At 42.2% G+C, this 14,150-nt stretch carries 11 protein-coding genes and 1 riboswitch; of the genes, 7 read left to right on the top strand and 4 right to left on the bottom strand.

The window, feature by feature from the left end; translation table 11 throughout:
• Window positions 1-15: 15 nt before the first annotated feature.
• Window positions 16-900 (bottom strand): 4-hydroxy-tetrahydrodipicolinate synthase, encoded by an 885-nt coding sequence (gene dapA / locus CWC30_RS05515; RefSeq protein ID WP_036980956.1) that lies wholly within the window; start codon window positions 898-900, stop codon window positions 16-18.
• A gap of 127 nt (window positions 901-1,027) precedes the next feature.
• A riboswitch (Lysine riboswitch) is annotated at window positions 1,028-1,206 on the bottom strand.
• Between the two features lie 188 nt (window positions 1,207-1,394).
• Between dapA and CWC30_RS05520 the strand changes: the two genes are divergently transcribed.
• The 6 genes from CWC30_RS05520 to CWC30_RS05545 all read left to right on the top strand — a co-directional run bounded on the left by CWC30_RS05520 (window position 1,395) and on the right by CWC30_RS05545 (window position 9,823).
• Window positions 1,395-2,093: a DNA-3-methyladenine glycosylase I gene (locus CWC30_RS05520; RefSeq protein WP_036980958.1), complete on the top strand. Its 699-nt coding sequence runs from the start codon at window positions 1,395-1,397 to the stop codon at window positions 2,091-2,093.
• Between the two features lie 8 nt (window positions 2,094-2,101).
• Window positions 2,102-3,511: a protein adenylyltransferase SelO gene (locus CWC30_RS05525; protein ID WP_138626631.1), complete on the top strand. Its 1,410-nt coding sequence runs from the start codon at window positions 2,102-2,104 to the stop codon at window positions 3,509-3,511.
• A 320-nt stretch (window positions 3,512-3,831) separates the two neighbouring features.
• A complete protein-coding gene (locus CWC30_RS05530) occupies window positions 3,832-4,890 on the top strand; it encodes an OmpA family protein (RefSeq protein ID WP_036980962.1) in 1,059 nt (352 codons plus the stop codon).
• 255 nt (window positions 4,891-5,145) lie between these two features.
• On the top strand, window positions 5,146-7,743 hold the full coding sequence (gene acnB, locus CWC30_RS05535) for a bifunctional aconitate hydratase 2/2-methylisocitrate dehydratase (protein ID WP_138626632.1): 2,598 nt from the start codon (window positions 5,146-5,148) through the stop codon (window positions 7,741-7,743).
• Window positions 7,744-7,944: 201 nt separating this feature from the next.
• Window positions 7,945-8,577: a 2OG-Fe dioxygenase family protein gene (locus tag CWC30_RS05540; protein ID WP_036980968.1), complete on the top strand. Its 633-nt coding sequence runs from the start codon at window positions 7,945-7,947 to the stop codon at window positions 8,575-8,577.
• A 10-nt stretch (window positions 8,578-8,587) separates the two neighbouring features.
• Window positions 8,588-9,823 (top strand): cysteine desulfurase-like protein, encoded by a 1,236-nt coding sequence (locus CWC30_RS05545; RefSeq protein WP_138626633.1) that lies wholly within the window; start codon window positions 8,588-8,590, stop codon window positions 9,821-9,823.
• A gap of 68 nt (window positions 9,824-9,891) precedes the next feature.
• Here CWC30_RS05545 and CWC30_RS05550 read toward each other — a convergent pair whose 3' ends face one another.
• Complete coding sequence (locus tag CWC30_RS05550) at window positions 9,892-10,596, bottom strand: 2OG-Fe(II) oxygenase (RefSeq protein ID WP_036980972.1); 705 nt, start codon at window positions 10,594-10,596, stop codon at window positions 9,892-9,894.
• 31 nt (window positions 10,597-10,627) lie between these two features.
• On the opposite strand from CWC30_RS05550, the gene CWC30_RS05555 reads away from it, so the two are divergent.
• Window positions 10,628-11,026 carry an acyl-CoA thioesterase gene (locus CWC30_RS05555; protein WP_036983357.1) on the top strand — a complete coding sequence of 133 codons (399 nt, stop codon included), beginning with the start codon at window positions 10,628-10,630 and terminating at the stop codon, window positions 11,024-11,026.
• A 7-nt stretch (window positions 11,027-11,033) separates the two neighbouring features.
• Here CWC30_RS05555 and glpD read toward each other — a convergent pair whose 3' ends face one another.
• Both glpD and glpK read right to left on the bottom strand, forming a co-directional pair.
• Window positions 11,034-12,536, bottom strand: a complete 1,503-nt coding sequence (gene glpD, locus CWC30_RS05560) for a glycerol-3-phosphate dehydrogenase (protein WP_138626634.1) — start codon at window positions 12,534-12,536, stop codon at window positions 11,034-11,036.
• Window positions 12,537-12,541: 5 nt separating this feature from the next.
• Complete coding sequence (glpK, locus tag CWC30_RS05565) at window positions 12,542-14,047, bottom strand: glycerol kinase GlpK (RefSeq protein ID WP_138626635.1); 1,506 nt, start codon at window positions 14,045-14,047, stop codon at window positions 12,542-12,544.
• Between the last annotated feature and the right edge of the window lie 103 nt (window positions 14,048-14,150).

Genomic DNA, 14,150 nt, shown 5'->3' on the forward strand with positions numbered 1-14,150 from the left:
TATAAAAACCTGTATTTAATGCCAAGATAAAATGGTGTTGTTTGCCGATGAAATGTCATCGGTGTGTGTCAACTCAAGGTGTGTTAAAGGTGGGCGTAGATACGGACTGCCAATACGCCCTTGTAAATGCATTAACACTTTGACTGGGATAGGGTTGGCTACTGAGAATAAGCTATTGATAGCACTAGACCACTGGACAAAAAGATTAGGGTGTTGGCCGCTTAAACTGCGCTTTACAAACTCATGGGTTTGCACTGGCCATGCATTGGCTGCAACCGACACTAAACCTTTTGCACCTGCTTGGGCAAAATAAGGCATGAGGGCATCATCACCACTAAAAATAGCTAGTTCAGGCGCTGCTTGTCGATAGGCTTCAAATTGAGAAATACAGCCACTGGCTTCTTTCAGTGCCCATAAATTTTTATGTTGTTTGAGGTTTTCAATGGTTGCAATGGGAATGCTAACCGCACTACGTCCTGGTACGTTATAAAGCATACACGGATGAGAACTGGCATTGAGCAGGCTTTCAAACCAATGCGTTTGCCCCACTGCACCGGGTTTGGCGTACAAAGGCGAGCCAAGTAAAAAACCATGAATAGGCAGTTGGTTGCAGTAGTTAACCCATTCAAGCTGCTGCTTTAAGTTACTACCACCGACTGCGACCATTAGGGGGACACTCGGTTTTAATTGGCAGACATGCTCTACGATGGCTTGCTGCTCTTTTAGGGTCAGGGCTAACCCTTCGCCGGTGCTACCTAGCAGTAAAATGCCATTGTTAGCAGCTTCTTGTTCGGCCACTAAGGTGTTTAAGGTTGCGTAATCAACTAGGCCATTTTGATCAAATGGGGTGATCAGCGCAGTCCATAAATGGAAATTGTTAATATTGAAGTTGTTGATCATCTCTCACGAACTTACAGGGCATTCGTCGAGTTTTTGGCGGGTATTTAGGATGCCTGACTCTTTGAATGTGTTTATAATTCGAAGAGCGAATGGGCTTAAATAATAGGGCGCACGGCCTTATTATACTAAGACCAGAAGCTCTCCACCAAATATGTTATTGGTGACAGTCGCTAGGATTCAACCTAGTCGCCCGAAGTAATCTTTCACAAAAAGTGTTACCTCTCGGCGTTAATTCCCCTCACGTATGCTCATTGGAGTTTGCGCTCCTAACATACGCTACCTGAATAACGCACCTCTTCTAGCCCTTTGTACTCGCTACTTGAAAAGCCAGTTAGCAAATACAATGTAATAGGGTAAGTGCGGCGATTAAACCATTTTAGCCGTCTAGGTGTCAAGTGACTAAATTCAGATTGATTCATCCTGATTGACTGTTATTACGTATTGGCTGCTTTTCTCGTACACTAACCTCACAGTAGAAGTAAGGTATTAAGCAGATGGAAAAATTTAGCGATATTTATAAGCGAGCAGTGGAGCGAAAGGGCTCTGAAAAAATGCTTAAGTTGTTACTCGCAAAACCTTTATCAACAAAGCAACTCAGCACATTAAGTGATGATGATTGGCTAGAAGAATTTACTCGCAAGGTATTTCAAAGTGGTTTTTATTGGTCGGTGATCAATAGTAAATGGGCAGGATTTAGAGAGGTTTTTTGGGATTTTAATGTTGAAAAGTTACTGATGATGCCACCGGATATGCTTGAGCAAAAAGCCAGTGATGAGCGGATTGTACGCAACTATAAAAAAGTAAAAACTATTACTGAAAATGCATATATGATCCACGAAGTTGCGCAACAGCATGGTAGTTTTAGTCAGTTTATAGCTAATTGGCCAAGTGAAGATATTATTGGTTTGTGGGCATATTTGAAAAAACAGGGTGCGCGTTTAGGGGGCAATACCGGTCCTTATGCTTTGCGTGCATTAGGGAAAGACACCTTTTTATTATCCCGAGACGTAGAGAGCTATTTACGTGCGCACAAAATTATAGATGGCGGCTTACAAACCAAAAAATCATTAAATGCCGCGCAAGCTTTTTTTAATGAACTGCAGCAGCAAAGCGGTTTAAGTATGCAAGAGCTAAGCTTAATTGTCGCTTATGGTGTCGGCGACAATCGCGTAGGAATAAGCCAACAACAATAGGATTAATCATGAAATTAGTGCCAAGGTATACCAATATTGGTGACGGCTTTGCTATTAGCGATCATCCGGCTAAAGTGGCAGCGCCACAGTTATTGTTATGGAATGAGCCCCTAGCTAAGCAATTTAATATACAGGTGAGTGCCGATTCACGAGCAAATATATTCAGCGGTAATGAACCCCAAGCGATTTCTGCAGTGGCACTGGGATATTCTGGTCATCAGTTTGGTCACTTTTCACCGCGACTAGGGGATGGTAGGGCGCATTTGCTCGGTGCGATTAGCGATGATAAAAATCAGCTTTGGGATCTTCAATTAAAAGGCGCTGGTGCTACGCCATTTTCGCGCGGAGGCGATGGCCGCTGTGCATTAGGTCCAGCTATTCGTGAGTACGTAATGAGCGAAGCTATGCACGCGCTTGGCATTCCAACAACGCGTTGTTTAGCCGTGGTTGGCAGTGGCGAAACCGTTTATCGCAACCCACCTCAACCAGGTGCTATTGTAACCCGACTCGCCAGCAGTCATATACGGGTGGGCTCGTTTCAATATTTAGCCACTCAAGGTGACGTTACTAGCCTAAAAAACTTAGCCGACTTAGCCATTCAAAGACACTATCCCGAGATTAACAGCACTGGTGCTCAGCGTTATTTAGATTTTTTAGCTGCAGTGATCGCCAACCAAGTCAAATTAGTCGTAAGTTGGATGAGGGTGGGGTTTATTCATGGTGTTATGAACACCGATAACACCTTAATTAGTGGTGAAACCATAGATTACGGCCCATGTGCCATGATGAACCTGTTTGATTTTGATACCGTGTTTAGCTCTATTGATAAACAAGGGCGTTATGCGTTTGGTAATCAGCCAAACATGGCAAGTTGGAACTGTGCCCGCTTAGCAGAGAGTCTAATGGCGCTGATCAGTGATGATGACGAGCAAGCGGTGGCATTGATGACGCCTTTAATTGAGGGCTTTTCAACGCAATTTAACCAACAATTTAGCGCTATGTGGACGCAAAAGTTAGGGTTAACAGTCGCGGATGATAAAGATAATAAGTTGGTGGGAGAGTTACTAGGGTTATTAAAACAACACCAGCTTGATTATACCAATACTTTTAATGCGTTAACTGAATCGTTAACTGGACAAGCGCAAATACCATCAGCACTCGTATCGTGGGCACAGCAATGGCAAACACGAACTAACGAGCATAGTTATAATATAATGCGACAGGCAAATCCAAGTGTGATTCCCCGTAATCATATTATTGAAGATATTATTACTCAGTACACTACGCATGGGGATAGTGAGCTACTCAGTCGTTTTAGCAAAGTGATGTCGAGCCCTTACACAAGCAATATGCAAGCTACAGAGTTTCAACAGCCGCCTGAAGATGATAAGAATTATCGTACTTTTTGTGGTACTTAAGTATTGTTTGTTGCATCTTAAAATGAATATAAAAGGTCATTTTTTACTCCTGCAATGTTCATTCATAGAGTAAACTATGAACGAGTGATACCATAACTCCATAAAGGCCAGTAATCGTGTGGGGTTTAAAGCGATTGTTTGCTTTTTGAGCTAGCCTGTGTTCATCGACATTTTTTATGAGCTAGTTTTATTATCCTAGATATTGAAAAAATATATTTGCGTTAAGCATTGATTAACAAAGACTCAGTTACTATATAAGTAAGTTAGAAGAGCTAGCAATGCTTAGCTATATTTTTAGTTGTTAAAATGGGAAGAAAACAATGAAATTAAAATCACTTACAATGGCTATTGCGTTAGCTGCAACTAGCGCATCTACTTTCGCAGCCGAGCAAGAAGGCTTTTACATCGGTGCATTCGGCGATTATTACGATGCTTCGTGGAAAAACATGCGTGAGCAAGCTGGCCTTGACGTTAATGAGTCAACAGGCTGGGGTGCTGAATTAGGCTACCGCTTTAATGATTACTGGAGTGCGCGTTTAGAGTACGCAGACCTAGACTTTAATGCTCACGACAAAGTATTGAACAACCGCAACGATATTGACGGCGAACGTTATGGTATCGATGCACTTTACCACTTTGGTGGCGGTCCTTTCTACGGTTTATTTGGTCTGAAAGATATTGATGTTGTTGATGACAACACGTTTTTAAACGCAGGTGTAGGTTACCGACACTTTGTTACAGACAACTTTTTTGTTAATGCTGAAACCAGTGTTTACCAAGGTTTAGATAAAGGCTACACAGATGTTGGCGCTAAATTAGGTATAAACTACTTCTTTGGTCAAAAATCGGCGCCAGTAACACCGGTTGAGCCTGCACCAGAGCCAGAAATTGTTCCTGTGCCGGTAGCACTTGCTGATACAGATAAAGACAGCATCCCTGATGTAGATGATAAATGTGCCAATACACCTATGACAGATGCTGTTGGTAGCGATGGTTGTACACTTTATGAAGATACTGAAGTAACAGTAAGCTTGTTAGTAACATTCCCTAACAATGATTCTTCAGTTTCGCAGCAGTACTTAAATGATATTGACGAAGTAGCGACTTTCTTAAAAGAGTACCCAGATACAACAGTGCTTCTTGAAGGTCATACGTCTGCAGTAGGTAAAGCGTCTTACAATAAATGGTTATCTAAAAAACGTGCTGATGCAGTAGCTAAAAAGCTAATTGCTGATGGTATTGCAGAAGATCGCATTACAGCGGTAGGTTTAGGTGAAGAACGCCTTAAAAATGAAGCGAATACGGCAAAAGCGCATGCTGAAAATCGCCGCGTTGAAGCACACGTAAAATCTATTAAACGTGTAAAAGTATTACGTTAATAGTCTCATTATTGAGTAAAAACCCAGCTTAGGCTGGGTTTTTTTATGGCTGCTTAATAGGTATTCATGGGAGTTGGTTTTACTTTGTTCACTATTCATATTATTAATAATCGGTATAACTAGTTGCATAACTGGATGGATTTTAATCTATGCACAAAAGCTTTATAATCGGCAGATAGAATACTATAAGTATTGGGTTATGGTGTGTTTAGTAAACACCACCGAATACTTTAACGTCACCAAGAGGGCAATACTGTGCTACAAGAATATCGTAAACACGTAGAAGAACGTGCCGCGTTAGGTATCGTACCAGCGCCATTAGACGCTCAGCAGACGGCTGATCTTATTGAGCTAATTAAAACGCCACCGGCAGGTGAAGAAGAGTTCATCCTAGAACTACTGATTAACCGCGTACCACCAGGTGTTGATGATGCAGCCTACATTAAAGCAGGCTTTTTAGCGGCTGTTGCTAAAGGTGAAGCTGTTTCTCCGTTGATTTCTAAAGAAAAAGCAGCTGAGTTACTAGGTACTATGCTCGGTGGCTACAATATTGCACCAATGGTTGAACTACTTGATGACGAAGCGTTAGCGCCAATTGTAGTAAAAGGCCTTTCGAACACATTATTAATGTTTGATGCGTTCTACGATGTAGAAGAAAAAGCAAAAGCAGGTAATGCATACGCCAAGCAAATTATAGAGTCTTGGGCTGCTGCAGAATGGTTTGTCAATAAGCCAGCCGTTGCTGAAAAAATCTCTGTGACGGTATTTAAAGTCACTGGCGAGACAAACACAGATGATTTATCACCAGCACCAGATGCATGGTCACGTCCTGATATTCCGCTTCATGCATTAGCCATGCTTAAAAATGAGCGTGATGGTATTAACCCTGACAAAGACGGTGAAGTAGGTCCAATCACTCAGCTTGAAGAATTAAAAACTAAAGGCTTACCACTTGCTTACGTAGGTGACGTTGTTGGTACAGGCTCTTCGCGTAAGTCTGCAACAAACTCTGTGCTTTGGTTTATGGGTGATGATATCCCATTCGTACCAAACAAGCGCGTGGGTGGTGTATGTTTAGGTAACAAGATTGCGCCTATTTTCTTCAACACAATGGAGGACTCGGGTGCGTTACCAATCGAGTTAAATGTTGATGAATTCAACATGGGTGACCAAATTGATATTTACCCATACGAAGGTGTAGTTAAGCGCCACGGTACTGATGATGTGATCTCTACATTTGAACTTAAATCAGAGGTAATTTTAGACGAAGTTCGTGCTGGTGGTCGTATTCCATTGATCATTGGTCGTGGTCTTACAGACAAAGCGCGTACATCATTAGGTTTAGGCGCAACTGACGTATTTAAAGTACCAGCAGTGACTGAAGTATCAGACAAAGGCTTTACGCTTGCGCAAAAAATGGTTGGTAAAGCATGTAACGTTGCCGGTATTCGCCCAGGCCAATACTGTGAACCTAAAATGACCACGGTTGGCTCGCAAGATACAACAGGTCCTATGACGCGTGATGAGCTTAAAGACTTAGCCTGTTTAGGTTTCTCTGCAGATTTAACAATGCAGTCTTTTTGTCATACATCGGCTTACCCTAAGCCAATCGATGTAAACACGCACCATACGCTTCCTGATTTTATTATGAATCGTGGCGGTGTATCGCTTCGCCCTGGTGATGGTGTAATTCACTCATGGTTAAACCGTATGTTATTACCAGATACCGTAGGTACGGGTGGTGATTCACATACACGTTTCCCATTAGGTATTTCATTCCCAGCAGGTTCGGGGGCGGTAGCGTTTGCAGCTGCAACGGGTGTAATGCCACTAGATATGCCTGAATCAATTTTGGTTCGCTTTAAAGGTGAAATGCAACCGGGTATCACTTTACGTGATCTTGTACATGCTATCCCTTACTTCGGTATCAAAGAAGGCCTATTAACGGTTGAGAAAAAAGGTAAAATTAACGAATTCTCTGGTCGCATACTAGAAATCGAAGGGGTTGAGCACTTAACGGTTGAGCAAGCGTTTGAGCTATCAGATGCATCAGCAGAGCGTTCAGCTGCTGGCTGTACTGTTAAACTTTCTAAAGAGTCTATCAGCGAATACCTTGAGTCTAATATTGTTATGCTTAAGTGGATGATTTCTGAAGGTTACGGCGATGTACGTACGATTGAACGTCGTGTTACTGCAATGCAAGACTGGTTAGCAAACCCAGAACTAATGGAAGCTGATAAAGACGCAGAGTACAAACACGTACTTGAAATCGACCTTGCTGAGATTAAAGAGCCAGTACTGTGTGCGCCAAATGACCCAGATGACGCGCGTTTACTTTCTGATGTTACTGGCGAGAAAATCGACGAAGTATTCATCGGTTCTTGTATGACTAACATTGGTCACTTCCGTGCTGCAGGTAAATTACTCGATGGCTTTAGCGGTCGTATCCCAACTCAACTTTGGGTAGCTCCACCAACGAAGATGGATAAAGACCAACTAACTGACGAAGGTTACTACGGTATCTTTGGCCGTGTTGGTGCACGCATCGAAACGCCAGGGTGTTCTCTGTGTATGGGTAACCAAGCACGTGTTGCGGACAAAGCAACGGTTGTTTCTACCTCAACACGTAACTTCCCTAACCGTTTAGGTACAGGGGCAAATGTATTCTTAGCATCAGCTGAGCTTGCTGCAGTAGCGGCAATTTTAGGTAAATTACCTACACCCGCTGAATACCAAGAATACGCAGCGAAAATCAACGCAACGGCTGCAGATACATACCGTTACTTGAACTTCCACCGTATGCCTCAGTACACTAAAAAGGCAGACAACGTAATTATTCAGCAAGCTGTATAATTTATAGAGTGTGTTTAAAAAACCCGCTTTGGCGGGTTTTTTATTGTTCAAATAAAATATTAGATAGATAATGCTTAATTCGCTGCATGATTGTATTAACTTTCGTTAAATGTCGTCATTGATATGGTTAATAAAGCAAAAAATCCTCTCTATATGCATTAAAATCCTCGGCAATATTATCATTATTATAAGCAGGATTTTATGACTACATTAAACAACCAGAACCTTCTGCAACTTCGTTTTATTAACCAAGCAAATATTGATTTGGTTAAGCCTTCTTTTGATAACCTACCTGCAAATCCGTATGCAGACGGTGAATTTCGTAAGCGTCGTTACTCGGTAATTAAATTTCAAAATGGTGAGCTAAAACTTCAAGCTGCCAAAGCGTTTGTTCAAGACGATTCTATTAATACCTTTCAGGGTAATGTTGAGCGTACTTATGAAAACTTAGAGCAGAGCTTACTTGAGTCTCAGGGTATGAAAAGCATTGTAAGTGAGTTTTGTGAGCTTACCGGCATTGATGAAGACCGTGATATTGAAATACATCAATTTAGAATGCTTGCCATTGATAGCGATACGCCTGCAGCCCCAGAAGGTGTGCATCAAGATGGGTTTGAGCATGTTTGTGTATGTGGTGTTTCACACGAAAACCTTGAGGGCGGCGAACTGCTAGTATACGAAAACAAGCAAGCTGAACCGTGTTTTAAAATGGAAATTAAAGACGGTATGTTTGCACTAATTAATGACCGTCAGGTATGGCATAACGCCACGCCAATGAACAAAATTGATGCTAACAAACCAGGTTACCTGGATTGCTTTGTACTAACTGCTTAAGAGAAATAAAATGAATTTAATGCAATTGCGCGCGCAATTTCCTGCTTTAATGCAAACCGTTGATGGTAAGTCACCAATATTTTTAGATGGCCCAGGCGGCTCTCAAGTGCCGCAGTCTGTATTAAATGCAATGACTGCTTATTTAGGGCACTACAACTCAAACTTAGGCGGTGCGTTTTTTTCAAGTGATAAAACGGTTGAGCTGATGGCGAATGCGCGTCAAGCCGCGGCTGATTTGTTAAATGCGCCCAGTGCACAAAATATTGTGTTTGGCCCTAACATGACTAGCCTGACCTTTAGCTTTAGCCGTGCTATTTCACGCGATTGGCAAGCAGGTGATGAGATTATTGTGACCAATGCTGATCATTTTTCAAATGTGTCGTCATGGCAGCAAGCCGCAGAAGATAAAGGCGTTAAGGTTCAAACCGCTTTAATTAACGAGGCTGATTGCAGCTTAGATATGGCGCATTTTGAAAGCCTATTAAACAGTAATACTAAATTAGTTGCCGTTACGTATGCCTCAAACACCACGGGATCTATTAACGACATTAAACGTATTATAGAGCTTGCTCATAATGTGGATGCGTTGGTGTATGTTGATGCGGTGCATTATGCGCCACATGAACTGATTGATGTACAAGCGTTAGGTTGCGACTTTTTAGCTTGTTCTGCATATAAATTTTTTGGCCCGCACTTAGGCATGGTTTATGGTAAAACTGAGCACTTAGAAGGGTTTACACCTTATAAAGTAGAGCCAGCAAAAGATGTTGCACCAGGTCGTTGGGAAACCGGCACACAAAGTTTTGAGGCACTTGCAGGCTTTATTGCGGCGGTTGATTACATAGCGGCGATTAGCAAACTTGATGACAGTCACTCACGCCGAGAAAAATTACGTGTTGCGTTTGCTAAAACAAAACAACATGAAATGGCATTGAGTGAATACTTTTTAACGCGTTTAGTTAATTACCCGCGTATTAAGCTATTTGGCATTGATGATCTTGAGCGCTTAAATGAGCGTACGCCAACGTTTGCTTTAACCTTTGAAGGGCTAGAGCCGCGTGAGGTGTCTGAGTTTTTAGGTAAACAGCATATTTGTGTGTGGGATGGTAATTTTTATGCACAAGGCTTATGCAAGCAGTTAGGCGTACTTGATAAAGGCGGCGTAGTGCGTATTGGCTGTATGCATTACAACACAACAGCTGAGCTAGATAAGTTATTTGATTTATTTGATGAGCTACTAGGTTAAAGCCTTACCCATTTAGCACTTTAAAAGCCATAAGTAAAAAACTTGTGGCTTTTTTATTGTCTGATTACTTAGCTTTTTGGCGTTCCATAAATTTGCTCTGCTCGATTAAACAAAACCCATGAGGTTAAAATATACTTATCGTTTGATACTGGCTTATTGCCTCTATGTGTATGCGTAAAGTAGCCTGGGGCAACCACCATACTGCCCTTTTTAGGGGCTATTTTACGATTTTGATAATAAAACTCGGTTTCTCCGCCTTCTTCAACATCATTTAAATAAAACATAAATAACAACACCCGATGCAGTGCTTCATTATGCTGTAGCTGCGGATACACCTCACTGTGCCAATACGGATAACCGCCTTTATTTACTTCGTATTTTTGCGCTTGAATATTACCGAGTCTAAAAATTTGCTGCACCAATAAGGGGAGTTGTGGTTTACCTACCTCGTCATAGTTGGCGTGAGTTAAATCAACCGGTTGTCCTGTTTTTGGGTGGTATACCTTTAAACCAAATGCCCCAATCATCATAAAAATATGTTCTTCAATGTAGTTGAAAACATACTGTGCAGTGGTTTGTTGAATATGTTTTAATTGTTCTGCGTATTCAGGATGATTGTTTAGGTATAAGTCGTGGCTATCTTTTTTATTAAGATCAACACCGCCCGATGTCATCCCTTGTTTAATATGCGGGCTTTGAGAAAAGGTAGTGATAAAGTTATCGCAAAATTCATTACTGAGCGCGTTGTCATACACGCGGATAAAGTCCGTCATGAGTTACCTGTTTAATTATTATTGGATTATTATGTTTACTGAAAAAGTGATACCGCGTTTTAGCGAAACGGATGCACTCGGACACATCAACAATACCGTACTCCCCGTATGGTTTGAAGCGGCCCGAGTACCTATTTTTAAATTTTTTACGCCAGATCTAAATCCACACAACTGGAAGTTAATCATTGCTAAAGTTGAAGTGTCGTTTGTTGGCGAACTATTTTATGCCCATGAGGTGACAATTAACACTAGCATAGAGCAAATTGGCAATAGTTCATTTGTGATCCGCCAAGAAGCATGGCAGCAAGATAAGTGTTGCGCCATTGGTAAAACGGTGATGGTACGTTATGACTTTGCTAGCAAAACAAAGCAACCACTTTCGACTGATGAAAAAGCCGCATTAACACAGCACCTTGTAGCAGTTAGTTAATCGCAGCTTAACTATGACAAGCTGGATGTTTAGTTAAATATTGCCCCAAGGCAATGACTTGTTTTTCTGAAAAGCGCAGCCCAAGCTTTGTTCGTCGCCAAAGTATATCTGCGCTGGTTCTTGCCCATTCATGGTTTACTAAGTAATCAACTTCTTGCGCATACAGACCATGACCAAAGTGATAACCTAAATCACCGATTGATTGGCTGTTCCCCAGTAATTGATAACTAAGCGTGCCATAGCTGCGAACCATACGTTTTAATGTGTCGATTGCCAGCCAAGGGTAGCTACTTTCTAACTGAGCGGTAAGGTATGTTTGGTTACTAAAGTCGCCGCCTGGTAAAGGGGCATCTTTGGTCCAAGAGCCACTCATCTTTGGGTAAAAAGGCGCTAACTTATTAACGGCGTTTTCTGCAAGCTTTCGATAGGTAGTAATTTTACCACCAAACACACTTAATAAAGCGGCATGATCGGTGTCGTTGTTTAATATCAGCTTGTAATCGCGGGTGACGGCTTGAGCATCTGTTGATTTGTCATCTAATAGTGGCCGCACCCCACTAAAGCTGTGCACAATATCGGCCGCGCTTATTGCGTTGTTAAAGTAATGGTTAGTGATACTGATGAGGTACTGTATTTCTTGCTCACTAATTTTTACATCAGTAATATCGCCGGTGTACTCTTCATCTGTGGTGCCAATCAGTGAGTAATCTTGCTCATAAGGAATGACAAATACAATGCGATTATCTTTATTTTGTAAAATATAGGCAGCTGGCTCATTGTGGAGTCGGGGCACTACAATATGACTGCCTTTCACGAGGCGAATAGTGTGCGGTGTGGGCTGGGTAAATACATCTTCAAATAGTGACGCGACCCATGGGCCTGCGGCATTTACAACACTTTTTGCCTTTATATTTAGGTGCTGCTTGCTGGCTTGTTGCTGTAAAATCACATCCCAATAATCTGCGTTACGCGTTGCTTTAATGCAGCGGGTGCGTGTTGCAATGGTGGCGCCTAAATTATGAGCAGCTTGGGCGTTTAAAATCACTAAACGCGCGTCATCAACCCAGCCATCGACGTATTCAAAGCCATGGGTTATACTGTTGTTAAGTATACTATTGCTGTCAAATTTAATCGTTTTTGAGGCAGGTAAGGTGTCACGTTTCGCTAGGTGATCGTAAATAAATAACCCCACACGAATCATCCAAGAAGGACGTAAGTGTGCTTGGTGCGGTAGCCTAAAAGAAAGCGGCCACATAATATGCGGCGCTTTTTTTAATAGCACTTCACGTTCACCTAATGCCTCTCTTACCAATCTAAATTGATAATTCTCTAAATAGCGCAGCCCGCCATGAATAAGCTTACTGCTATTAGAGGAAGTGGCTGAGGCTAAATCGTTTTGTTCACACAATAATACTTTTAAACCGCGACCACTGGCATCGGCTGCTATTCCGGCGCCATTAATACCGCCGCCAATAATGAGTAAGTCATATTCGTTGTCGTGTGCGCTCATAGATTTTACTCACTCTCGCCGTCAGTGCTATTAGAAAGTCTAACTTGTGCAATGCAATGTAGCCACTTTGCGTATAAATCGTTGCGCTCTTCACTGCTCATGGTCGGTTCAAAGCGACGATCGCTTTTCCACATGCTGGCAAGCTGCGCAGTTGATTCATAAAGCCCAGTTTGCAAACCGGCTAAGTAAGCAACCCCTAACGAAGTGGTTTCGGTTAGAGTAGGGCGCTCAACGCTTGCGCCTAAAATATTGGCTAAAAACGCCATTGCCCAATTATTATTTGCCATGCCGCCATCAACTCTTAGAATACTAGGGCGGAGTCCGTCACCTTCCATGGCTTTTTGTAGATCTTTGGTTTGATAACCCACCGACTGCAAGGCAGCTGCAACAATAGTGCTAATGCCTGAGTCTCGGGTTAGGCCCAAAATTGCGCCTCGGGCATTTGCATCCCAATAGGGCGCACCTAAGCCTGTAAACGAGGGAACCAAGAATACCCCATGATCCAAGGGAACATCTTTGACGAGGGCTTCACTTTCTCCCGCGTTTTCTAATAACTTTAAGCCTTCTACTATCCACTGCATGGTGGCACCAGCCATAAAAATACTGCCTTCAATCGCATAGGAGGGTTTGCCGTTGAGCCGATACGCAAGAGTGGTTAATAAACGATTATTTGATTTTAGTGCTTTATCACCCGTGTTAAGCATTAAAAAGCAGCCTGTTCCGTAAGTACTTTTTGCCATACCTTCTTCAAAACAAGCTTGACCAATTAAGGCGGCTTGTTGATCGCCTGCTATACCGCAAATTGGAATTTCACCACCAAGTAGCTCGCTTGCAGTCACCCCAAAGTCAGCCGCTGAGTCCATTACCTCAGGTAGCATCGACGCTGGAATATTAAATAAAGCCAGTAACTCTTCATCCCAGCATTGCTGATGAATGTTAAACAGTAATGTACGAGAGGCATTGGTAGCATCGGTTTTGTGAGCTTTACCGTTAGTGAGTTGCCATAGCAAGTAGGTATCTATCGTACCAAATGCTAGTTCACCTGCGTGTGCTTGCTCTTTAGCGCCTTTGACGTTATCTAAAATCCAACGAATTTTGGTTGCAGAAAAGTAAGGATCGAGCACTAAACCGGTTTTATCATTCACCATTTGTGTATGCCCAGCATGACGTAAATTATCGCAATAGTCACTGGTACGTCGGTCTTGCCACACAATCGCATTGTAGATAGGTTGCCCGGTTTTTTTATTCCACACTAAGGTGGTTTCTCGTTGGTTAGCAATGCCAATGGCAATAATGTCGGCGGCAGTGACTTGTTGCTGCGATAATACGTTTTTAACGCTGCTTAATACGGTTTGCCAAATATCTACAGGGTCATGTTCAACCCAACCATTTTTCACAAAGTGTTGAGGGAAGGTTTGTTGAGCCGTGTCAAAAACCTCGGCATCTTTAGTGTATAAAATAGCTCGAGAGCTTGTCGTTCCTTGGTCAATCGAGAGTATGTATTTAGACATAAAAAATAGTGTTGTTTAATTTAGATAAAGACAGCTTGTCTTTAAGCTAAACGAATAGCAATGCTTTTGCACCATAATGGTTAAAATTATAGATGAGCGAAAG

Origin of the sequence: Pseudoalteromonas sp. S4741, assembly GCF_005886135.1 — a bacterium.
In the GTDB taxonomy this organism is placed as follows: domain Bacteria; phylum Pseudomonadota; class Gammaproteobacteria; order Enterobacterales; family Alteromonadaceae; genus Pseudoalteromonas; species Pseudoalteromonas tetraodonis.

Excerpts from the sequence above, each read along its gene's own strand:
- dapA (WP_036980956.1), bottom strand. The coding sequence starts at position 900 with ATGATCAACAACTTCAATATTAACAATTTCCATTTATGGACTGCGCTG.
- CWC30_RS05520 (WP_036980958.1), top strand. The coding sequence starts at position 1,395 with ATGGAAAAATTTAGCGATATTTATAAGCGAGCAGTGGAGCGAAAGGGC.
- CWC30_RS05525 (WP_138626631.1), top strand. The coding sequence starts at position 2,102 with ATGAAATTAGTGCCAAGGTATACCAATATTGGTGACGGCTTTGCTATT.
- CWC30_RS05530 (WP_036980962.1), top strand. The coding sequence starts at position 3,832 with ATGAAATTAAAATCACTTACAATGGCTATTGCGTTAGCTGCAACTAGC.
- CWC30_RS05540 (WP_036980968.1), top strand. The coding sequence starts at position 7,945 with ATGACTACATTAAACAACCAGAACCTTCTGCAACTTCGTTTTATTAAC.
- CWC30_RS05545 (WP_138626633.1), top strand. The coding sequence starts at position 8,588 with ATGAATTTAATGCAATTGCGCGCGCAATTTCCTGCTTTAATGCAAACC.
- CWC30_RS05550 (WP_036980972.1), bottom strand. The coding sequence starts at position 10,596 with ATGACGGACTTTATCCGCGTGTATGACAACGCGCTCAGTAATGAATTT.
- CWC30_RS05555 (WP_036983357.1), top strand. The coding sequence starts at position 10,628 with ATGTTTACTGAAAAAGTGATACCGCGTTTTAGCGAAACGGATGCACTC.
- glpD (WP_138626634.1), bottom strand. The coding sequence starts at position 12,536 with ATGAGCGCACACGACAACGAATATGACTTACTCATTATTGGCGGCGGT.
- glpK (WP_138626635.1), bottom strand. The coding sequence starts at position 14,047 with ATGTCTAAATACATACTCTCGATTGACCAAGGAACGACAAGCTCTCGA.